Source organism: Prochlorococcus sp. RS04, assembly GCF_001989455.1.
Lineage (GTDB): Bacteria > Cyanobacteriota > Cyanobacteriia > PCC-6307 > Cyanobiaceae > Prochlorococcus_A.
Genome location: NZ_CP018346.1, coordinates 19,241 through 40,365 on the forward strand (window position 1 = coordinate 19,241; position 21,125 = coordinate 40,365).

Below are 21,125 nucleotides of genomic sequence, written 5' to 3' on the forward strand. Positions count from 1 at the left end.
ATTGGATAGTTGATCATTTAGAAAAGTTCTGAAATCAAAGATAGTTATTAATAGTAAATAAGCAATGCAAATAGCTATAGAGATAAACCCTGTTACTATTGCAATAATTTTTGGTCTTCCCATATTCATTAGTTAAGCATCTAGAAGTCTTAAAAGTTCTTTAATATCAGAATCCTTTGTATTGTAATTTCCCATGACAACCCGTAAAAAAAATTTACCTTTAAATTTTGGTCTAGAAAGCATAAAATTATTGTTAATTAGTTCATTTACTTTAGTTTGAGTCCATGCATCAGAGTCTTTTGGCTCAATTTTATTTGGTAAGAATGAAACAATATGAAGAGGACCTGAATATATATCAAATTTATTTTTACTAATATTTTTTACAAAAAAATCTTTTCTTTTAATTGATGACTTTAATATATTTTCTATACCTTTGAGACCTAAAAAACGTAACCCAAGCCATAATTTGATAACCTCTGCAGGTCTAGAACCTTGTATGCCTATTTCTCCTCTATTTATAATATTTTCTTTAGATGATATGTATGGTAGTCCAGTATTAAAAGTATTTTCTAAAGTACTCATATTTGAAACCAATAACAAAGATGAAGTCTTTGTAATGCCAAGAATTTTTTGTGGATTTATCGTTATCGAATTAGCCTGATTAATATTATTTAGACCTTCTATTGGAATAGAAGTTATAGCAAAAATCCCTCCAATTGAACCATCAATATGTAACCATATGTTTCTTTGTTTACAGATTTCACTTATTTCTTTAATAGGGTCAATGGCGCCTCTTACAGTTGTCCCAAGGGTGGCAACAATAGCAAATATTTTTTTATTTTCTATTGAACAATTATCTAACGAGTTTCTCAGATCGTTTATATCCATTCGACCTTGATTATCAGTTTTAATCCTGACAAGATTCCTAGTATCAAGACCCATTACTCTTATACATTTAACGAAAGATGAATGAGCATCTTCACTAACAAGTAATACAGAATTGGGATCTGAACCTAATCCAGCATTATTTCTAGCTGCAATAAGTGCATTCAGATTACTTAATGTACCTCCGCTAGCAGCTATACCTCCTGAGAAATCATTAAACCCTATTTTCTTAGCAAACCATTTGCATAATGATTCCTCAAGCAAGGTTACACTTGGTGATAACTCGTAAGCAAGAAGATTATTATTTAAACCAGCAGCAATTAAATCTCCCAAAATAGAATAAATTAAAGGTGGGGGATCAAGGTGAGCTAGTGAGCCAGGATGAACGGGATTAAATGAATTATTCAAAAGAGATTCAATTTCAGCAAACAAATCTTCCTCAGAGTTACCATCTTCCGAAGGCATAATACAATTGAAACTCTCATCAAAAGGTAAAGGACCATTTTTCTCAGCTTTAGAGAACCAGTCACAAAGAGTTTGACTTGCTCTATTAAGAAGAGTAATCAATTTGTCATTAGTCCCAAAGTTTGAGGGGAAATATATATCTTTATTATTAATTAAATCTTCAGCCATCAGATAAGATATCTATTAATAATTCTATTCTCAATCTTGGTAAATGAGATATATTTTTGAAAATGGAAATAGTAATGAAGAACAACAAAAAAAAACAAATAATTCAAAATACACTTCGTGGATGAATTCGATATTAAGAAGATCCGAAGAAATTGGAAAAGTTGAGCTACCAATCTGTTCAATAATTTTAGATGAGAGAGGAAGATGTATTGGGAGAGGGGTAAACAAGAGAAATATAAATAAAGACCCATTAGGTCATGCTGAGATAATGGCACTAAGGCAGGCATCTCTAATAAAAAATGATTGGAGATTTAATGAATGTATTATCATCACAAATTTAGAACCATGTACCATGTGTGCTTCAGCACTTATTCAAGCAAGGATGGGTAAAGTTGTTTTTGGTGCCTACGATAAGAAAAGAGGGGGATTGGGCGGCTCAATTGACTTATCAAAGCATAAAAGTTCTCATCATAAAATGGAAATCGTAGGAGGTATTTTAGAAGACGAATGCAGTAAAATTTTACAATTATGGTTTAAAAAGTTGAGGACTCAAAAATAGAATATTTTTTTAACTCAGTATCAAATAGGTTTAATAATCTGTCAACATTCTCATCACTTGAGTTATAGCCCATTAATCCTATGCGCCATACCTTACCAGACAATTCTCCAAGTCCATTTCCTATTTCTATTCCAAAGTTTCTTAAAAGATGATTTCTAAAACCATCTCCATCAACTGCAGGTGGGATCTTAACTGTTGTAAGAGTTGGCAATCGATAATCCTCTGATACATGTAATTCCATTCCTAGACTTTCTAAACCTTTCCAAAGTTTCTTTGCATTAGAATTATGCCTATACCAAACATTCTCTAAACCTTCATTTGCAATTAATCGTAAACCTTCTCGAATAGCAAAATTCATATTTACAGGGGCCGTATGGTGGTAAACGCGATCAGACCCCCAATATTTATTTAAAAGAGATAAATCTAAATACCAGTTAGGTACTTTTGTTTTTCTTGAACTTAGTTTTTCTTCAGCTCTTTTATTCATCGTAAAAGGGCTTAATCCTGGGGGACAACTTAATCCTTTTTGACTACAACTATATGCCAGATCAATTTTCCATTCGTCAATCAATAGTTCTAGAGCTCCAAGAGAAGTAACTGCATCAACTAAAAACAAGCAGTTATTTTTTCTACATACATCACCGATACCATCTAGAGGTTGTAAAACACCACTTGATGTTTCAGCATGGACAATAGCAAAAATTGCTGGTTTTTTAGTTTCTATTTCATACTTGATTTCTTCATAAGAAAAGGATTCACCCCAGGGTTTTTCAATAACAGATACATCTGCTTTATATCTTGTTGCCATATCAACAAGTCTGTCTCCAAAATATCCTTTTTTAGCGATAAGAATTTTTTCTCCTTCCTCTATAAAATTAGCTATTGATGCTTCCATAGCTGCACTTCCAGTACCACTCATTGGAAGAGTCAGACGATTATTACATTGCCAGGTATATCTTAGAAGTTGTTGAACATCAGACATCAATGAAATATATGCTTCATCTAAGTGACCAATAGGATTCAAAGAAAGAGCGCTTAAGACTTCTGGATGTGCGTTTGAAGGCCCAGGACCTAATAAAAGTCTAGAGGGAACATAAGTCTTTGAGAAATGAGATAAACTCTCTTCATTTAAAGCCGAAATAAGTTTTGCTTCTGTCAAAGCATTACATTCAATTACTCTTAAATTAATCTAATATCTCCACATAAGCGATATTTATTTAAAGAAATTAATTCAATTTAAATATTTAGGTAAACAATTATTAAACTTATGACTTGAAACACTAAAAGAAGACATCAAGTCTTAAAAAAAGTTACCGTTGATACATAACAAGAATCATCAAGTTATTAATTTCATATAAGGTATTAAAAAATTATGTCTAAATCTCCTCAAGATGTTTTAAGTCAAATTAAAGACGAAGGAATTGAACTCATCGATTTAAAATTCACTGATATTCATGGAAAATGGCAACATTTAACTCTTACATCAGACATGATAGAGGAGGATTCTTTTACAGAAGGTTTGGCATTTGATGGCTCATCAATAAGAGGTTGGAAAGCAATTAATGCCTCGGATATGTCAATGGTGCCCGATGCAAGTACAGCTTGGATAGATCCTTTTTATAAACATAAAACTTTAAGTATGATTTGCTCTATTCAAGAGCCAAGAAGCGGGGAACCTTATGATAGGTGTCCAAGAGCTTTAGCTCAAAAGGCATTAAAATATTTAGACTCGACTGGCATAGCAGATACTGCATTTTTTGGACCAGAACCAGAATTCTTCTTATTTGATGACGTGAGATACGACTCTAAAGAAGGAGGTTGTTTTTATAGTGTAGATACTATTGAAGCTCCATGGAATACAGGGAGAATTGAAGAAGGGGGAAACCTTGGATACAAAATACAATATAAAGAAGGATATTTTCCAGTAGCTCCAAATGATACTGCGCAAGACATCAGATCTGAGATGCTTCTTCTTATGGGTGAATTAGGTATCCCGACTGAAAAACATCACCATGAAGTTGCTGGTGCAGGCCAACACGAGCTTGGAATGAAATTTGATTCATTAATAAATGCTGCTGATAACGTTATGACTTATAAATACGTTGTCAGAAATGTTGCAAAAAAATATGGAAAAACAGCAACATTTATGCCCAAACCTGTTTTTAACGACAACGGAACAGGAATGCATGTTCACCAAAGTTTATGGAAGAGTGGACAGCCACTATTTTTTGGTGAAGGATCATATGCAAATTTATCTCAAACAGCAAGATGGTATATCGGAGGCATACTTAAACATGCACCATCATTCTTGGCATTTACTAACCCAACCACTAATAGTTATAAACGATTGGTTCCAGGATTCGAAGCGCCTGTAAATCTAGTTTATTCTGAGGGTAATAGATCAGCTGCGGTAAGAATACCTTTAACAGGACCAAGCCCCAAAGCTAAAAGATTAGAATTCAGATCAGGGGACGCACTTGCAAATCCTTACTTAGCATTCTCTGTAATGATGCTTGCCGGTATTGATGGAATTAAAAATCAAATTGATCCAGGAGATGGAGTAGATGTAGATTTATTTGAACTTCCAGCTGATGAACTTGCAAAAATTGATACAGTACCGTCATCTCTAAATGACTCACTTAATGCGCTAAAAGCAGATAAGGATTATCTATTAGCTGGTGGAGTATTTACTGAAGATTTTATTGATAACTTTATCGATATAAAATACGAAGAGGTACAACAACTAAGACAAAGGCCTCATCCACATGAATTCTTCATGTATTACGATGCATAAAAAAAAAACAATATTTTAAATTAATCAATTTGAGAAATATCACAAAATATTCTCAAATTGATTTTTTTTTTGTTGGAATATATATATATAAATTGAAAAATGGCTAGGGAATCTATCTCAAAAATTGCATATAAAACCCTACAACAAAGTAAAAGCATTGCAGGTTTTGCTCACAAACAGATTAGTTCAAGATTAATGAACTTTATTCTTCCCGATTCAAAGCTTGAAAATTTTAATATAGATAGAGACCTTCTTATGCAAATCCAAAATTCAATGGATATCTTAAGAGAAGAAGATTGGAATGATGCAGAAAATAATTTATATCCAAAAAAATTATTGTTTGACGAACCATGGCTTAGATATCTAACTCAATATCCTAAAGTTTGGCTTGATATGCCTAATACATGGGATAGACGCAGAAAACAAAACTTTGATGATCTTCCAAAATCAATTGATAAAGATAATTACCCTCAATATTACTTGAGAAATTTTCATCATCAAACAGATGGTTATTTATCAGATTTTTCAGCTAGCATTTATGACCTACAAGTTGAGATACTTTTCAATGGTAGTGCTGACTCAATGAGGAGAAGAATAATTAAGCCAATAAAAGAAGGACTTGAAATTTTTAGAGATAGAAAAAAAAGTTCTATAAAAATACTTGATGTGGCTACAGGATCAGGAAGAACATTAAAACAATTAAGAGCAGCATTTCCTAAAGAAAAAATTACAGGCATTGATTTATCTGATTCATACTTAAAAGAGGCAAGTAGATATATTTCAGATTTAGATGGAGATTTAATTGAGTTGATAAAAGGTAACGCTGAGGAATTACCTTTTGAAAATGATAGTTTTCAATGCATTTCTTGTGTGTACCTATTTCATGAATTACCTAGAACAATTAGAGCTAAAGTATTAAATGAATTTTTTAGAGTTCTTGAACCTGGTGGCATATTAGTTTTAGCTGATTCAATCCAAATAAGTGATTCACCTGACTTTACATCCGTAATGGAAAGCTTCTACAAATCTTTTCATGAGCCTTTTTATTGTGATTATATAAAAGAGGATATTGATTCTAAAATTAAGGATGTAGGTTTTAAAGATGTAAAATCAAATTCCTTTTTTATGACCAAAGTATGGTCTGCTGTAAAGTAAAAAAAAACTCTTATGACCTATTGGGATAAAGATACTATTCATCTTGTTCAAAGTCTTAATGACAAATTAAAGATTGATCATTCTAAATGGCATAAAGATAAAGGAAATAAATATAAACGAGCTGCAGAACTAATTTCGGCTGGATTATGCCAATTAATTATTTCTTGCAATGACGAGGAAACTATTGAGTATATAGAAGAAAGTGTTAAATGGTTAAAAGAAATAAACGTAGATCAACCTTGCCCTAGTAAAAATCACCTTTTTAAAGCCAACTGAAGTCTATTACCTTTACTACTCCATCTAATATCATCAAAACATTCATTAATAATGTATAGGCCACGGCCATTTACACTACTTATTTTTTTTGGTAATTTATAGTCTCTTTTTTTTATTTCTAAACCATTACCTTGATCTTGAATTTGCCAAACACACCAATTAGGAGTAATTATTCTTCTTACTCTAATATTTTTTTTAGGATCTAATTTATTTCCATGTTTTACTGCGTTAACTAGAGCTTCATGTAAACCAAGTTTTATAAGATAGCTTGATTGAGAATTTTTAATAGGTTCTAATAATTGATCGACAAATTCATTTAACTGTAATGATGATTCAAATTCATAGTTTGACCAGTTAATTTTTGGTCTTTTAAAAAATCTTTTTAAAATATTTTTGCCCCGGAATAAGGACATAATAATATTTTTCCACTGTCTTAATTTTAACTTATTAAATAGCTTAATTTAAAGAATATTATTGTGTCTCTTTGAAATAGCAGGATGCCGTAGGATGGAGTCCATAAGTCTTACTCCTCTTAGTTGATTTATTAAAGGCATATGTCCATCGGGAGCATCCAATGACCAGCAAAAAGATCCAGGATATCTAGTCCATAAGCCCTCTTTTTTCCACCCTATTTTCGGCCACATTAATTCATATTTTTTCCCTACTGATTTTAATATCTTTGCTTGAATTGAAAATCCAAATCTACCAGTAGAATAAATAGTCCATAATCTATCTATTGTTTCTAGATCTATTCCTGACATATTTTTAACTTCACTGTAAAAAACATATCCACGTTTTTCCGCTAATTTTCCAGCTAATTTTCGTAAGTAGGAACTAGTTAATCTATCTGCATCTTCAAACTTTTGCTCAACTAACAACAATTGCAATTCCTCATAATTAATATCAATATCTGAATATGTATTAAACCAATTATTGAATTTAGAGTTTTCAAAGAATTCTGCCTTAAATTTTTTTAAAACTTGCAATATCCAACCAGCAGCCCAGTCATCTCCTTCTTTATCAAACATATCAAACAGAGATGGGCCAAGATTAAAAATATTTTCGACTTCAGATTCTATTTGAGTTAATGAATTTATTCTTTTTCTTTGATTGGAATCTACAAATTTTTTTATAAGATCTAATGTAGCATTACTATAGTTATCCTGTTCTTTGTTATTCATTTTAAAAAATTAATCTAAAAAAATAAAAACTATCCATGTATTTCAAAAGAAAAGAACTAGAGAAATTTAGATGTTTTAAAGGACCACTTATAGATGTTAGGAGCCCGAGTGAGTATTATAAAGGACACATGCCTAATTCTATTAATATTCCACTATTTGATGATGATGAGAGATCTATAATTGGTACAATTTATAAAAAAGGAAGTAGAAAAAAAGCAGTCATAGAGGGATTAAAATTTTTTGAAAAAAAAATGGAATTACTTCTTGATAATTTATTCAAGAGTATTGAGTCTCATACAACTATTGCTAATAAAAATGATGAATTATTTATCAGGATATATTGCTCTAGAGGAGGAATGCGTTCACAAAGTATTGGATGGTTATTAGATAAATTTAAATTAAATATAGTTACACTTAATGGCGGATACAAAATATATAGAAAATGGGTATTAGATAGTTTTTCAAATAAGTTGAATTTAGTAGTTATTGGTGGGAAAACAGGAACAGGTAAGACAAGATTATTATCATTACTTGAGAAATATAAATATCAAACTATTGATCTTGAAGGATTTGCTTGTCATAGAGGAAGCACATTTGGAGGTTTAGGAATGAAAAAACAACCTTCAAATGAACAATTTGAAAATATAATTGCAGAAAAATTAAATTCTTTTAAATGTTCTAATAATATTTTTGTAGAAGCTGAAAGTGCAAATATAGGTAAATGTAAAATTCCTCATGAATTCTTTAATCAGATGAAAAACTCTAGGAGGATTGAAATTATAAGGAGCGAATCTAACAGGTTAGATGAGTTAATAGATACTTATAGTGTATTTAAAAAAGAGGAACTCCAAGAATCAGTACTAAGGATAAAAAAAAGACTAGGACCGCAAAGAACAAAAATTGCTCTTGAATCAATTAATAATGAGAAATGGGACTTAGTTTGCAAATCAGTTTTAGAATATTACGATAAGTGTTATGAATATGAAAAGGTTGGCAAAACTAATATAAAGATAATAGATTTAACTGATAAAAAATATGATGAAAGTACACTAGAGTTAATAAATAATGTTTTATAAAATAACTACAAACGAATATGAAAAATATTTCCTAAGATAAAAAATTATCAACCGAATATTATGACAACAAATAAAACTGCAAAAATACAATTTTATGAGGGAACTGATGAACCAGTAGTGCCTGAAATAAGACTGACTAGGAGTAAAGATGGTACTACCGGTCAAGCATTATTTTTATTTGAAAAACCTCAGGCATTATCTTCAATTACAGACGGTGAAATCACAGGTATGCGGATGATAGATTCCGAAGGTGAAATATTAACTAGAGAAGTTAAAGTAAAGTTTGTTGATGGAGAACCAATTTTTTTAGAAGCGGTTTATATTTGGAAGAACACACCAGACTTTGAAAGATTTATGAGATTTGCAAATAGTTATGCAAAATCAAATGGATTAGGATATTCTGAAAAGAAGTAGAGTATTATAAAAATTGAATAGTTCATTATATTTCAAGTTAGTAGCAATATTAATTACTTTATTAATAGTATGGACTTTAAGGGATTTTCTCCTCCTAATAATTTGTTCTTTAGTAATTTCAAATATTGTATGTAATCTATCTAATCAAATCCAAAATGGTTTGAAAATTCCTCGATCGATTTCTTTGTTTCTTGTCTTAACCGTCATATCAGTAATAATATTTTCTATTTTTATTCTTGTATTACCTCCGTTTATAAAAGAATTCAATGAAATACTAGTTGACATTCCAAATGGTTTATCAAAAATAAATATATTGATCAATACAAATCTCAACAAATTTAATAGCTTATTTTATGGCGAACAATCAGAAAATGTTATAGACATATTTAGTTTAATAAATAATGTAGTTACCATTCCAGATGTCTCAACTATTGCAAAAGCTATTCAAGAAAGTTTTAAGAATTTAATTAATATTGCGGGGAATCTAGGTTCAGGTCTTTTGAGATTAGTATTCGTATTAGCAGTGAGTTTGATGATTTCTATTGAACCAAAACAATATAAAGAAAATGTACTTCTATTAATACCAAAAAATTACCGAAATAAATTTAGAAATATTCTGGAAAAATGCAATATTGCATTAGCAAATTGGACCTTTTCTATGGTCATAAGCTCATTATCAGTAGGTTTATTATCATTAATAGTTTTATCTATATTAGATGTCAAATACGTTGTCTCAAATGCTTTAATAGCAATGGTTCTTAATATAATTCCGAATATAGGTCCAGTTATTAGTGGTATATTTCCAATCTCAATTGCGCTACTAGATAATTTTTGGAAACCACTGGCAGTTTTAGGATCATATGTAATCATTCAAAATATTGAAAGCTATATCATAATGCCATCTATAATGAAGAAAAAAGCAAACCTACTTCCTGGTTTGACATTAATATCACAATTTGGATTTACCTTCATTTTTGGTCCATTAGGCTTAATACTATCTCTTCCATTAGCTGTAGTAATACAGGTTTTAATCAAAGAATCATTTAAAGATATTTAAAAACTACTTAATTAATTTTTTATATAAATATGGGTATGAAAAAAGTATAAAGATAGCTAAGGGATGTTTACCTATAGCAAAATATAGAGAACTAAAAGTAAAATGATCAAATAATATTCTTAGCTCAGTAGAAAGATCTATTAAAACTAAAGAAAATAAAATTATCAAATAGTAATTCAATTTCATAGAATGAGGAGCTTAAGCTCAGTCTTTAAGCAATAAAGATGGAGCCAATAAAATACTTGAAAAACTTCCAACAATAATGCCTAATGATAAGGCCAAAGAAAACCAAAACAGCGAGTAAGATCCAAACAAAATTATGCTTAATAAAGGGATAAGGGTTGTAATACTGGTAAAAGTTGTTCTCCTAAATGATTCGTTTACTGATAATTGAATAGTTTCGTTATAGCCTTCTTCCTTTGATTTTAAATTCTCACGTATTCTATCAAAAATAACAACAGTATCATTTACGGAATAACCAGCAATAGTTAACAAGGACACCGCAAATAAACTATTTACTTCGACAGATAATATAATCCCTAACCAGGAAAATATACCGAAAACAATTAATAAATCATGGAATAAGGCTAATAATGCAAATAATGCATATTTTTTATCGAACCTAATAGTTATATATAAAGATATTGCAAATAAAGAAACCAACAATGAAGTAACACAATTGGTAAGTAATCTTTTCCCAAGTTTTGGACCTATTAATCTTGAATCCTTACTCTCATAATTTAGAGGTCCAATAATATTATCAAGATTAGTAATTAGATTATTTGATTCTTCGATACTCAAATAAGGTGTTCTTATTGAAATTAATTTATTATTATTTTGGAATTGTAATTTAATATTATTTATAAATTTTTTATTACTAGAGATATCTCTTAAATTTTCTAAAACTGAATCAGGGGAAAGATTAGAACATTCATCTTCACAAACTCTTTCTATTCTTAGTTCATTTCCTCCAACAAAATCCATCCCTAAATTTATAGGTTTCTTATAGGAAGTATTAAAAGTTGAATATAAAATTCCTAAAAGACTTAGCAAAATAAGAAAAGTTGAAAAACTAATTATCTTTCTTTTATTTTTTATAAGTTCAAGATTATAATTCATGGGAAATTAGAAACAAAAAATTTAATTTGAAAAATTATTCTTGGGTAGAAAGAGATTTTTTTGCCTTAAAGATTGATATGTTGTAAAAAATCTCAAAATAGTTTTAGAACAATTTAATGAGGTAAACAAGCTTATTAGAACTCCAATACCTAATGTTGCCGCAAAACCTTTAACGAAATTTGTTCCTAATAAAAACAATACAAAACAACTTAAAAGAGTAGTAATATGACCATCAACTATAGATGAATTAGCTCTTTGAAAACCGCTATCAATAGATCTTGAAAGAGTATTGCCGTCATATAATTCTTCTCTAATTCTCTCAAATATTAGAATATTTGCATCAACTGCCATACCAATGCTAAGTATAAGCCCAGATATTCCAGGTAAAGTCAAAGTTACAGGAATTAATGAATATAGGGCTAAGTTAAAGAAACCATAAAGTACTAGAGATAGAACTGAAACGAAACCTAGAATTCTATAATTAAAAATCATAAATATTCCAACAAAAATTAATCCACTAATAGCTGCATAAAGACTTTTTAAAATATTTTTGGATCCCAATAAAGCCCCTATAGTGTTAGTTTCTACTATTTCAATTGGCAATGGTAATGAGCCTCCTTTAAGTTGAACTTCTAATTCTCTAGCATTTTCAGCAGTAAAATTACCGCTTATTGTTGCTGATCCACCTGTAATACCAGTACTAGCAAACTGGTTACCAACACTAGCTTCACTTATAGATTCGCCATCAAGGATGATAGCCAATAGTTGATTAGTGCCAGCAATTGACTTTGTAATTTCTGCAAACTTTTCACCTCCTGAATTACTAAAAGCTAATAAAACTTCCCAATTATTATTTGTTTGTTCTTGTCTCCTTCCTGCGTTAATAAGATCCTTACCAGATAAATCCGTTTTAATAAATAAATTTGTAATTTCTTTATCAACATATTTTTTGATTTCAATTAACCTCCCATATAAATCATTACTAGTAGATGAGTAATTCAAATCTTGCTCTATATTTGTAAGATCATCTTGAATAACTTTTAAGAAATTATCATTATTTTGATTTTTTTCTTCAAAGGAATATTGTTCAATTAATTCTCTAATACTCAATCTTTGCAGTTGCAGGTTTTTTAAATCTTTAGATGTTCCTTCTTTTTGGGTTCTAAATTCTAATAAAGCAGTCTTACCTAATACCCTTGAAGCAACTAATGGATTTTGTTCGCCTGGTAATTCTAAAATCAATTGATCACCACCGAGTGTTTGTAAATTAGACTCAGAAACTCCTAAATTATTAACGCGCTTATCTATAACCGAATTAACTGCTTCAAGTTCATCCCTTGTTACCTTACCTTCCTCTTTAATAATTTGTAGTGTAAGTTGAGAACCACCTTGTAAATCCAATCCCAACTGTAAGGGATAATTTATTAATAGATAAACAGATAAAGTAAGTAGAAATATAATAAAAAAAAGCCAACCTTGCCTTCTTTTCATTTTCTATATACTCCCACTAATTAAATGTTCAACTTTTTCAACTATTTGATGTGGTTGGATTATTGTCAAATTCTCAAGATTTCCATTATAGGGAGTTGGAATATCCTGACTAGATAATCTAATTGGTCGGGCATCAAGATCATCAAAACACTCTTCTGTTATCAAGGCAATTAATTCTGCACCAATACCTCCAGTCTTCATACATTCTTCAACAATAATTACTTTATTTGTTTTTCTTATTGATTTTGAGATGGTTTCCATATCAAATGGTTTTAAACTTATTAAATCTATTAACTCAACATCTATTCCTTTTTTTTCTAACTCTTCAAGAGCTTTAAGGCAGTGATGTCTCATTCTTGAATAAGTCAATAAAGTAATATCACGCCCTTCTTTTACAACGTCAGCCTGATCTAAAGCGCAAGTATAATCACCCTCAGGTAATTCTTCAGACAAATTGTATAGAAGAACATGTTCGAAAAATAGAACCGGATTATCATCTCTTATAGCTGCTTTCATTAAACCTTTAGCATTTGTGGGCGTACTACATGCAACAATCTTTATGCCAGGAACTGCATGAAAATATGCTTCAAGTCTTTGACTATGCTCAGCACCAAGTTGACGACCAACTCCACCAGGTCCTCGGACTACTGCTGGTATTTTATAATTTCCGCCACTTGTATATCTAAGCATACCCATATTGTTCGATATCTGATTAAATGCTAAAAGCAAAAATCCCATATTCATTCCTTCTACTATTGGTCTTAAGCCAGTCATTGCTGCACCGACAGCCATACCCGTAAAACTATTCTCTGCAATTGGAGTATCTAAGACTCTTAACTCTCCATATTTTTCATATAAATCCTTAGTTACCTTATAAGATCCTCCATACTGACCCACATCTTCCCCCATTACGCAAACATTTAAATCATTTGCCATTTCTTCATCAATTGCCTCTTTCAAAGCATTAAATAATAATGTTCCAGCCACAATTAATTACCTAATTAATCACATATATAATCCTACCACTTTGAATAATTCAACCTCCTTCAGCAAAGGTTATGAGTAGTAATATTGATAAAATCATTCCTGGAGATAGCAAAAGGACTAAAAGGCCTAAGTCATGTAAAGACATTCAAAGAAAGTGTTTCTTTAATAATATTGGCAATTCAACTTTTCTTCACAATAAAACTTCGAATAAATACAATAAAAAGTCCTATACCTATAAAAGCAAAAGAAAAAGTTAGCAAAAAAGATAATCCAATTATTAATGTATTAATGCTAGAGGAAATATTTTGGACTATTTCAGAAGAATTTGATGGTTTATGTACTGAAAAATAAATTGCAATTTTATTACTTAAAAAATAAAAAATTATAAATAATAAAAAACTTGTTAATGATCCAACAATAAAATTTAAAGGTCCTTTTTCGGGAATATTTTTTTTAATATTCTCATTACTGTTATCAGCCACAATAGATTTTTATATAAAAAAATTTAAATGAATGTTATTCCCTTTTCAAGGAAAGTGCAAACCCATGAATCATAGCCTTTATCTTTAAATAATTTAGAATTTGCATTTAATTCTTTTTTAGCAGTCTCTATATCTTTAAAGAGTGCAAAGCATGTAGGGCCTGATCCACTCATTGAAAATGTGAGACAATTTTCTAATGTAGAAAGTAAATATAATGCCTGCTTTACAGAATCATTTTCATTTTCAACAACTAACTGCAAATCATTTTTAATAAATAAATGTTGATTATCAAAATTTAAGTTATTTAAACCATTATCTCTTAAATTTTTTCTTATGTTCTCAATCATTTCTCTATCAGTAAGATATTCATCACAAAATCTCTTACTATATTTTTTATAAGTTTCAGCAGTTGATACTGATACATTCGGATTTTTTAAAAGAATTGCTCCATATTCAAGTGTTGAATCTAATTTCTCCAAAATTTCGCCTCTTCCAAAACATAATTGAATACCACCATTTATAAAAAAGGGAATATCAGATCCTAAAGTCGATGCTAATGAACGTAAAGTTTCTAAATCTAATTTCAAATCCCATAAATTATTAAGACCAATTAATGTTGCTGCTGCATTACTGGAACCACCAGCTAATCCTGCGCCAATTGGGATATTTTTTCTTAAAAATATATTCGCACCGTAATCTATATTTGATTTTTTCCTTAATAGATTTGCCGATTTAACAATTAAGTTATCATCAGATAGGCTTAAATCATTACAATCAGACTCAAGTTTAATTAAACCTTCATTATTAATTTCAAATTCTAAATAATCAGCAAGATCGATATTTTGCATAATCATTGCCAACTCATGAAAACCATCCTCTCTTTTACCAATAACTTCAAGATGCAAATTTATTTTGGCTGGAGATTTTATATTAATTTTCTTTTTAGCTAAATCTTGCATATACTTAAATTTTTATTCTTTAATTTTAATACAATTTTCTGCAAGCTTAATCCATTGGTCAATTGAAATGTCTTGTGGTCTTAAATTAAAACAAACTTTTGAAGATTCAGATAATTCATTTATCTCTTCATTTGAAAGTATTGAATTAAGTGTATTTCTAAGCATTTTTCTTCTTGAATTAAATGAAATTCGAAGAAGTTTATCTATATATTTTTCTAGACTAATATCTAATCTTAAATCATTTTTAATTGGTTCGAAAACTACTAAAGAAGAACAAACTTTTGGAGGAGGACTAAATGATGAAGGCGGCACATCACATATTCTTTTTATTTTTGATAAAAGTTGCATTCTTATACTAAGCGCACCAGCATTAGGACTACCTTCTTTTGACAAAATCCTATCTACAACTTCTTTCTGCATTAAAAATATTATTTTTTCGTAATTATAGTTTCTTATAATGCCCAATCGACCTATGAAAATATCCAATATTGGTCCAGTTATATTGTAAGGAATATTTGCAATCACTTTTGTAATCTTCTTATTAATCGAATCTAAATTTACAGAAAGAATATCTCCCTGCTGCAGTGAAAACTTATCATTATTATTGAATTTTTCATTTAATAAATTTATTAAATCTTTATCTAATTCAATTGCATGTAATTTTTTAATTTCTGAATCTAACAACTTAGATGTTAAAGCTCCTTTACCAGGACCAATTTCTAAAATAAAGTCATTTTCATTAAGAACAGCAATTTCTTTAATTTTTTCTAATATCTTTTTATTTACCAACCAGTGTTGTCCAAATCTTTTTTTTTGATGATAGTTTTTAGAATTCATCTAAAAGATAAATAATATGTTTAAATTAAATATGAATTTATTTAATCCTTTATATCATGAGCTTATCAAAAAAAAATTTAGATAAACTCAATAAATTTAAAAAAAAGAAAAATTTAAATAACGAAAGTAAAAATATAAATAATTACATAAATATAACTAATAATGATAATTTAATCACCAATCCACCTAATTCAGAAGATCCCAATAAAATTTTTTATTCGTTAATTGATAATTCAGAATCTTTAGAAGAGACTTCTAACGTAAATAATTCACTAAGAAAAAGTGAGATTAAACAAATTAATATGAATTCTAAAAATGATAATTTTTCCAAGAAATTAACAACCGAGGAGGAACTATATGATGAATTTAATTATCTTCTTGATGAATAATTAGTTTTGATATTTACTTATGATTCAGAGTAATAGATTATCCATTTATGCTATCGGCAAAATAAAGAAACTTTGGATTAGAGATGGAATTAATCAATACAAAAAAAGAATGCCTGAACTTATCATTAATGAGTTAAAGGCTTTTAATTTAAATAATCTTAGATCCAATAACAATATTATTATCTGTCTAAGTGAAGAAGGAAAACAGTTTAATTCAGTTGAACTAAGTTCCTTACTCTTGAATTTTAAAAATAAAAAAATTAATTTCTTAATCGGTGATACTGATGGAGTTAGTTCAGATATAAAAGAAAAATCAGATCTTGTACTAAGTCTGTCTCCTTTAACTTTTCCTCATGAATTAGCTAGATTAATCCTAATCGAGCAAATCTATAGAGCTATTTCTTTATCAAACAACTCCCCTTACCATCGTTCTTAAAAAGATTAGATTCAATCTAAAATTAATCTATAAAAGTTAATAACTAACTATTTTTTGATTTTTTGCTATATAGTACATATATACTATTAATTTCATATTGGATTCTTTTGATTCAACTACTAAAATATTTAAAATACCCTTATTAACTGATTCGGTATCAGCAGGGTTTCCTTCTCCTGCAGATGACTATACAGAAGAAAATATTGATTTAAACGAACATTTAATATCTAATCCTTTTAGCACTTTTTTTCTTAGAGTTAAAGGTGACTCAATGATAAATGCAGGAATTAAAGATAAAGATTTAATAATAGTAGACAAGAGCTTAACAGCCAGGCCAGGGAATATCATCATTGCAATGATAGACGGAGAATTTACAATAAAAAGATTATCTATAAAAAATAATGAATTATATTTAAAATCAGAAAATCATAATTATCCTGATTTTAGGTTTAAAAACCATATTGATGTACAGATATGGGGAGTTGTTATTTATTCAATACATAGCTATTTATGAGAATTTCAAATATTGATGCAATAGCTCTTATAGATGCTAATAATTTTTACGCGTCATGTGAACAAAATATTAATCCTCATTTGAGAAATAAACCTGTAGTAATTTTATCTAATAATGACGGATGTATCATTGCAAGAAGCCCTGAAGCGCGAGCTTTAAAAATTAAAATGGGAACTCCGTATTTTAAGGTCAAAGAAAGACTAAATAAATTAGATGTAGCAGTCTTAAGCTCAAACTACTCGCTTTATGGGGATATGAGCAGAAGACTAATGAATTTACTGAAAAACTACTGTGAACAAATAGAAATTTATTCCATTGACGAAGCATTCGTCTCGATTTCTAGACCTAATGATGAAAATCTATATCCTTGGGCAAGAAGCATAAGATCATTAATATATCAGAATCTAGGGATTACCATAACAGTAGGAATAGGAGAAAATAAAGTAAGAGCAAAAATTGCTAATAAACTAGCTAAAAATATTGATTATTCAGCTGGAATATTTGATTTAGGTAGAACCGAAAATGAGAATGATTATTTGAAAAGAATTAGTATAGATAAGATATGGGGAGTCGGGAAACAAACATCTAATTGGTTACAAAGTAAAGGTATTAAAAATGCGAGAGAGCTAAGAGATATGGAAGAAAATGAAATCATTAAGAAATTAGGCATCGTAGGGAAAAGACTGCAATTAGAACTGAAAGGCCATAGATGCCTGCCCATAGAAAAAAACAAGAAATCAAAAAAAGAAATTCAGGTGAGCAGGAGTTTCGGCACACCTATCACAAAATTAGAAGACTTAACTCAAGCACTGGCAACTCACGCAATAAAAGCCTCTGAAAAAATGAGAAGCCAGAATTTACAATCATCTAATATTAGAGTATTTGCTAGAACCAGTAAATATTCAAGTCAAAATTATCAAAGAAGTGCTCATAGAAAACTTACAAATGCAACAGATGACACAAACAATATTTTAAAAATAGTAGTTGAATTATCTAAAGAAATTTATAATCCCGAATATAAATTCTCAAAAGCTGGTGTTTTAATGCAGGATTTAACAAATAGCGAATATTTACAGCAATCAGTTATCAATTACAAATCTCAGAAAGTCTTAAAAAAATCAACAAATCTTATGAAAACGATTGATTTATTAAATAAAAGATTTAATAACAATGCAATTACATGGGCTATTACAAAAAATTCACAAAGTTGGAAGATGAATAAGAATTTCTTAAGTCGCTCATCTACAACTGATATAGAACAAATCCCAACTATAGTGAAGTAAACAAAATAGAATGGAATTTATATTATTTTTGAGCAAATTAGATAAAGAGATTCTTAACTTATTAATAAAAGCAAACTACATAGTTGAAGAAAATAAAATTGAATGTCTATTAAACAAAGAAATAAAAGGGCTACATAATTTTAAAGAAAATAAAATAATAATATGTACTGAAAATGTAAAAAGGAAAACAAATTTTAGAAATAAGAATCAACAATCAAATAAAGATAACTTCAAAACAGAAAGGTCGATAAGAAAAGCATTAAGACACGAAGCAACTCATGCGATACAAAAATGTAATGACAATAAAACAATAGGGGATATAAAAAAATTAGAAAGCAAATTGCATCAAAGTAAAAGAAAAGCATTAGAGTTCTCTAGTTCAAATTTTTCTGGGACTTATGCGAAAGAAGTAGAAGCTTATGTTCTTGAAGATAAACCCAAAAAAGTTAAAAACATGATTAAAAAATACTGCCTATAAATTAAAACTTTTTATATTAACTAGCGACGAAATTGCCACAGCGTTGTTTGTCTAAGAAATTCATATGTTGTCTTTCTAGGTAATATAATTCCTGAAATTTAATGGCATCTGAGTTTAAATCCTTAAAAAGATCATCTATCTCTTTATTTGTATTTGAAGAACCTGAAGAAGGATTATCAATTAAAATAGATATACAATTTTCTAAAGTTTTTAATCTTTGAGATCCCCAAGATTCTATTAAGTGTCTACATCTTTTTAGAGAATTATATTTCTCAAGAAGTGATAATGTTCCTAGTAAATTGTCCTTAGGATTACTTAGCAATGTTAAAAACAACTCATTTGGATTAATAAAAATATTAATTTTATTTGATGATTCAGGATTATTGAGAGCTAAGTAGTCAGGCAGAAGTGAAATTAAGTTAATAGAAGAAAAATCTTTTTGAAGATTTTGACTATTTGATTGTTTTAAATCATTTAAGTAATTTAAACCTAAATTATTTTGTTCAATTTTTGAAATAGCATCCCATAAACTTTGAATATAACAAGTATTAAAACCATTAATTTCTCTTTTGAGAAATTCATCACGAATAAATAGCCTAAGATCTGGACAATGTAAATAATAAAAAATTATTTCCGATTCATTTTTCTCCCGTCGAGAAATTTCATTTGGTTGTTCAAATTTTTTTGATCTACCATGCCAACGAAATCCCTTTACTTGATTTCTTAAATCTTGTTCAAACTGTATTGCTAACCTAGCTTGTCCCTTACTTAATTGTTCGGAAACTTTTTGTAAATAATGAGTTCTGGTTGATGATTGAGGTAATTTACTCAACAATTTTACCAATGAAGAAATAACACTTTGGAAAATTTCAGACTTAGTTAAATCTTGATCTTTAAAGATCTGATCAATCTCCCAATCAATCCAAAAGGATGAATTATCAATTAAATTAAAATAATCTTCAGGGGTATGACTATTCAAATATTCGTCAGGATCTTTAAAATGACTTAGTTGAAGTATCTTAAGATTAATTTGATCATGAAGGGATAGGGTCTCAACTTCTTTAATTACTCTTTTTGTAGCTAAAATTCCTGCATTATCAGAATCAAAATTCAAAATTATATTTTTATTATCTGTACATCTACATAGTTGAGAAATTTGATACTTATTTAATGCGGTACCGAGAGAAGCCACAGAATTAGTTATACCTTTTGAATGAAGAGAAATAACATCAAAGTAGCCTTCAACAATAATAGCTTTATCTCTTTTTCTAATATCACTAGAAGCTTTTTCGAAGGCAAACAACATTTTTCCCTTTTCAAATATCTCTGATTCAGGAGAATTAAGATATTTGGGTTCCTGACCATCAAGAGATCTTCCTCCAAAGGCAACTACTCTTCCCTGCATATCATGTATTGGAACAATTAATCTATTTCTAAAACGATCATAAATCTTGTCAGAATTATCTTTAGAAATTGCAAGGCCTGAAGCTAATATTAAATTAATGGGGAATTTTTCTACCTTGGAAAGATAATTAAATAAATCATTCCATGAATTTGGGGCAAAGCCTAATTCAAAGTTATCAATAATCTTGTTACTCAAGTTTCTATTAGATGTTAAATATTTCATGGCTTCAAAACCAAGAGAATTATTTAATTGAGACCTAAACCATTTTTTAGTGACTCTTAATATTTTATAAAGCTCTTCCTTTCTAGATAGTTGTTTTTTATAAGCTTCTACTTGGGGACCCTCAAGATTTTCAACATTAATATTATTTTTTTTTGCAAGAGAAAGTACAACATCTGAAAAATTTGCACGAGTAAATTCCATTAAAAATTTAATAGAGTTTCCACCTGCACCACAGGAAAAACAGTAATAGAATTGTTTAGTTGGTGATACTGTCATAGATGGCTTAGTATCATCATGAAAAGGGCAAATCCCAACAAATTCCTTGCCTTTCTTCTTAAGAACAATATGTTCAGATATAACGTCAACAATATCTGCTTTTTCCTTAACCTCTTGAATAGTTCTTGGGTGTATAGAATGAACCATTGAGATTTTTATTAAAAACAAATAATGATTTATTTGTTATAGGTCAAAATCAAATAAGAATCTACTTAAT

The 21,125-nt window shown here is 29.2% G+C and carries 23 protein-coding genes; 12 read left to right on the plus strand and 11 right to left on the minus strand.

The features are described from left to right. Window positions 1–132: 132 nt before the first annotated feature. Window positions 133–1,518, minus strand: a complete 1,386-nt coding sequence (locus tag BS621_RS00115) for a pyridoxal phosphate-dependent decarboxylase family protein (RefSeq protein ID WP_077141377.1) — start codon at window positions 1,516–1,518, stop codon at window positions 133–135. A 43-nt stretch (window positions 1,519–1,561) separates the two neighbouring features. Here BS621_RS00115 and BS621_RS00120 point away from each other — a divergent pair, with 43 nt between their 5' ends. Continuing rightward, window positions 1,562–2,077: a nucleoside deaminase gene (locus BS621_RS00120; protein ID WP_077141378.1), complete on the plus strand. Its 516-nt coding sequence runs from the start codon at window positions 1,562–1,564 to the stop codon at window positions 2,075–2,077. Here BS621_RS00120 and BS621_RS00125 read toward each other — a convergent pair. Beyond that, window positions 2,052–3,236, minus strand: coding sequence for a pyridoxal-phosphate-dependent aminotransferase family protein (locus tag BS621_RS00125; RefSeq protein WP_077141379.1), 1,185 nt, complete (start codon window positions 3,234–3,236; stop codon window positions 2,052–2,054). The genes BS621_RS00120 and BS621_RS00125 overlap by 26 nt on opposite strands. Before the next feature lie 213 nt (window positions 3,237–3,449). Here BS621_RS00125 and glnA point away from each other — a divergent pair, with 213 nt between their 5' ends. The 3 genes from glnA (at window position 3,450) to BS621_RS00140 (ending at window position 6,302) form a co-directional block, all read left to right on the plus strand. Next, the gene (gene glnA / locus BS621_RS00130) at window positions 3,450–4,871 is read left to right on the plus strand and encodes a type I glutamate--ammonia ligase (protein WP_011818380.1); all 1,422 of its coding nucleotides are present in this window, start codon (window positions 3,450–3,452) and stop codon (window positions 4,869–4,871) included. A 99-nt stretch (window positions 4,872–4,970) separates the two neighbouring features. Then, window positions 4,971–6,026: a class I SAM-dependent methyltransferase gene (locus BS621_RS00135; RefSeq protein ID WP_077141380.1), complete on the plus strand. Its 1,056-nt coding sequence runs from the start codon at window positions 4,971–4,973 to the stop codon at window positions 6,024–6,026. 12 nt (window positions 6,027–6,038) lie between these two features. Continuing rightward, on the plus strand, window positions 6,039–6,302 hold the full coding sequence (locus BS621_RS00140; RefSeq protein ID WP_077141381.1) for a DUF6439 family protein: 264 nt from the start codon (window positions 6,039–6,041) through the stop codon (window positions 6,300–6,302). On the opposite strand, the gene BS621_RS00145 is transcribed toward BS621_RS00140, so the two are convergent. After that, window positions 6,281–6,715 carry an ATP-binding protein gene (locus tag BS621_RS00145; protein ID WP_025933495.1) on the minus strand — a complete coding sequence of 145 codons (435 nt, stop codon included), beginning with the start codon at window positions 6,713–6,715 and terminating at the stop codon, window positions 6,281–6,283. The two genes, BS621_RS00140 and BS621_RS00145, sit on opposite strands and share 22 nt — an antisense overlap. Window positions 6,716–6,763: 48 nt before the next feature. Beyond that, entirely contained in the window at window positions 6,764–7,483 is a 720-nt protein-coding gene (locus BS621_RS00150) for a GUN4 domain-containing protein (protein ID WP_077141382.1), read from the minus strand. Between the two features lie 35 nt (window positions 7,484–7,518). Here BS621_RS00150 and mnmH point away from each other — a divergent pair, with 35 nt between their 5' ends. The 3 genes from mnmH to BS621_RS00165 are packed head-to-tail and all read left to right on the plus strand — an operon-like array spanning window position 7,519 to window position 10,030. Then, a complete protein-coding gene (gene mnmH, locus BS621_RS00155; RefSeq protein WP_077141383.1) occupies window positions 7,519–8,559 on the plus strand; it encodes a tRNA 2-selenouridine(34) synthase MnmH in 1,041 nt (346 codons plus the stop codon). Window positions 8,560–8,619: 60 nt separating this feature from the next. Beyond that, window positions 8,620–8,973, plus strand: a complete 354-nt coding sequence (psb28, locus tag BS621_RS00160) for a photosystem II reaction center protein Psb28 (protein WP_077141384.1) — start codon at window positions 8,620–8,622, stop codon at window positions 8,971–8,973. A gap of 13 nt (window positions 8,974–8,986) precedes the next feature. Then, complete coding sequence (locus BS621_RS00165; RefSeq protein WP_077141385.1) at window positions 8,987–10,030, plus strand: AI-2E family transporter; 1,044 nt, start codon at window positions 8,987–8,989, stop codon at window positions 10,028–10,030. Between the two features lie 204 nt (window positions 10,031–10,234). Here BS621_RS00165 and secF read toward each other — a convergent pair whose 3' ends face one another. From secF to rsmA, 6 genes are all read right to left on the minus strand, one after another. Continuing rightward, window positions 10,235–11,149, minus strand: coding sequence for a protein translocase subunit SecF (secF, locus tag BS621_RS00175; protein WP_077141386.1), 915 nt, complete (start codon window positions 11,147–11,149; stop codon window positions 10,235–10,237). Between the two features lie 21 nt (window positions 11,150–11,170). After that, entirely contained in the window at window positions 11,171–12,640 is a 1,470-nt protein-coding gene (gene secD / locus BS621_RS00180; protein WP_077141387.1) for a protein translocase subunit SecD, read from the minus strand. 3 nt (window positions 12,641–12,643) lie between these two features. After that, on the minus strand, window positions 12,644–13,627 hold the full coding sequence (locus BS621_RS00185; RefSeq protein ID WP_077141388.1) for a pyruvate dehydrogenase complex E1 component subunit beta: 984 nt from the start codon (window positions 13,625–13,627) through the stop codon (window positions 12,644–12,646). A 179-nt stretch (window positions 13,628–13,806) separates the two neighbouring features. Then, entirely contained in the window at window positions 13,807–14,109 is a 303-nt protein-coding gene (locus BS621_RS00190; RefSeq protein WP_077141389.1) for a DUF3082 domain-containing protein, read from the minus strand. 23 nt (window positions 14,110–14,132) lie between these two features. After that, a complete protein-coding gene (gene ispE / locus BS621_RS00195) occupies window positions 14,133–15,068 on the minus strand; it encodes a 4-(cytidine 5'-diphospho)-2-C-methyl-D-erythritol kinase (RefSeq protein WP_077141390.1) in 936 nt (311 codons plus the stop codon). Window positions 15,069–15,080: 12 nt separating this feature from the next. Next, window positions 15,081–15,905, minus strand: coding sequence for a 16S rRNA (adenine(1518)-N(6)/adenine(1519)-N(6))-dimethyltransferase RsmA (rsmA, locus tag BS621_RS00200; protein ID WP_077141391.1), 825 nt, complete (start codon window positions 15,903–15,905; stop codon window positions 15,081–15,083). Between the two features lie 56 nt (window positions 15,906–15,961). On the opposite strand from rsmA, the gene BS621_RS00205 reads away from it, so the two are divergent. The 5 genes from BS621_RS00205 to BS621_RS00225 all read left to right on the plus strand — a co-directional run bounded on the left by BS621_RS00205 (window position 15,962) and on the right by BS621_RS00225 (window position 19,005). Then, on the plus strand, window positions 15,962–16,294 hold the full coding sequence (locus BS621_RS00205; RefSeq protein ID WP_077141392.1) for a hypothetical protein: 333 nt from the start codon (window positions 15,962–15,964) through the stop codon (window positions 16,292–16,294). A gap of 19 nt (window positions 16,295–16,313) precedes the next feature. Continuing rightward, on the plus strand, window positions 16,314–16,730 hold the full coding sequence (locus BS621_RS00210) for a 23S rRNA (pseudouridine(1915)-N(3))-methyltransferase RlmH (protein WP_077141393.1): 417 nt from the start codon (window positions 16,314–16,316) through the stop codon (window positions 16,728–16,730). Window positions 16,731–16,827: 97 nt separating this feature from the next. Continuing rightward, window positions 16,828–17,244: a LexA family protein gene (locus tag BS621_RS00215; protein ID WP_025894467.1), complete on the plus strand. Its 417-nt coding sequence runs from the start codon at window positions 16,828–16,830 to the stop codon at window positions 17,242–17,244. Then, entirely contained in the window at window positions 17,241–18,527 is a 1,287-nt protein-coding gene (locus tag BS621_RS00220) for a Y-family DNA polymerase (protein WP_077141394.1), read from the plus strand. The genes BS621_RS00215 and BS621_RS00220 overlap by 4 nt, the downstream gene beginning before the upstream one ends. Window positions 18,528–18,537: 10 nt before the next feature. Beyond that, window positions 18,538–19,005, plus strand: coding sequence for a serine hydroxymethyltransferase (locus tag BS621_RS00225; protein WP_077141395.1), 468 nt, complete (start codon window positions 18,538–18,540; stop codon window positions 19,003–19,005). Between the two features lie 16 nt (window positions 19,006–19,021). Here BS621_RS00225 and dnaG read toward each other — a convergent pair whose 3' ends face one another. Next, window positions 19,022–21,055 (minus strand): DNA primase, encoded by a 2,034-nt coding sequence (gene dnaG / locus BS621_RS00230; protein WP_077141396.1) that lies wholly within the window; start codon window positions 21,053–21,055, stop codon window positions 19,022–19,024. Window positions 21,056–21,125: the final 70 nt, after the last annotated feature.

Coding starts and splice junctions, on each gene's coding strand:
- BS621_RS00115 (WP_077141377.1), bottom strand. CDS start 1,518: ATGGCTGAAGATTTAATTAATAATAAAGATATATATTTCCCCTCAAAC.
- BS621_RS00120 (WP_077141378.1), top strand. CDS start 1,562: ATGAGATATATTTTTGAAAATGGAAATAGTAATGAAGAACAACAAAAA.
- glnA (WP_011818380.1), top strand. CDS start 3,450: ATGTCTAAATCTCCTCAAGATGTTTTAAGTCAAATTAAAGACGAAGGA.
- BS621_RS00135 (WP_077141380.1), top strand. CDS start 4,971: ATGGCTAGGGAATCTATCTCAAAAATTGCATATAAAACCCTACAACAA.
- BS621_RS00140 (WP_077141381.1), top strand. CDS start 6,039: ATGACCTATTGGGATAAAGATACTATTCATCTTGTTCAAAGTCTTAAT.
- BS621_RS00145 (WP_025933495.1), bottom strand. CDS start 6,715: ATGTCCTTATTCCGGGGCAAAAATATTTTAAAAAGATTTTTTAAAAGA.
- BS621_RS00150 (WP_077141382.1), bottom strand. CDS start 7,483: ATGAATAACAAAGAACAGGATAACTATAGTAATGCTACATTAGATCTT.
- mnmH (WP_077141383.1), top strand. CDS start 7,519: ATGTATTTCAAAAGAAAAGAACTAGAGAAATTTAGATGTTTTAAAGGA.
- psb28 (WP_077141384.1), top strand. CDS start 8,620: ATGACAACAAATAAAACTGCAAAAATACAATTTTATGAGGGAACTGAT.
- secF (WP_077141386.1), bottom strand. CDS start 11,149: ATGAATTATAATCTTGAACTTATAAAAAATAAAAGAAAGATAATTAGT.
- secD (WP_077141387.1), bottom strand. CDS start 12,640: ATGAAAAGAAGGCAAGGTTGGCTTTTTTTTATTATATTTCTACTTACT.
- ispE (WP_077141390.1), bottom strand. CDS start 15,068: ATGCAAGATTTAGCTAAAAAGAAAATTAATATAAAATCTCCAGCCAAA.
- rsmA (WP_077141391.1), bottom strand. CDS start 15,905: ATGAATTCTAAAAACTATCATCAAAAAAAAAGATTTGGACAACACTGG.
- BS621_RS00205 (WP_077141392.1), top strand. CDS start 15,962: ATGAGCTTATCAAAAAAAAATTTAGATAAACTCAATAAATTTAAAAAA.
- BS621_RS00210 (WP_077141393.1), top strand. CDS start 16,314: ATGATTCAGAGTAATAGATTATCCATTTATGCTATCGGCAAAATAAAG.
- BS621_RS00220 (WP_077141394.1), top strand. CDS start 17,241: ATGAGAATTTCAAATATTGATGCAATAGCTCTTATAGATGCTAATAAT.
- BS621_RS00225 (WP_077141395.1), top strand. CDS start 18,538: ATGGAATTTATATTATTTTTGAGCAAATTAGATAAAGAGATTCTTAAC.
- dnaG (WP_077141396.1), bottom strand. CDS start 21,055: ATGGTTCATTCTATACACCCAAGAACTATTCAAGAGGTTAAGGAAAAA.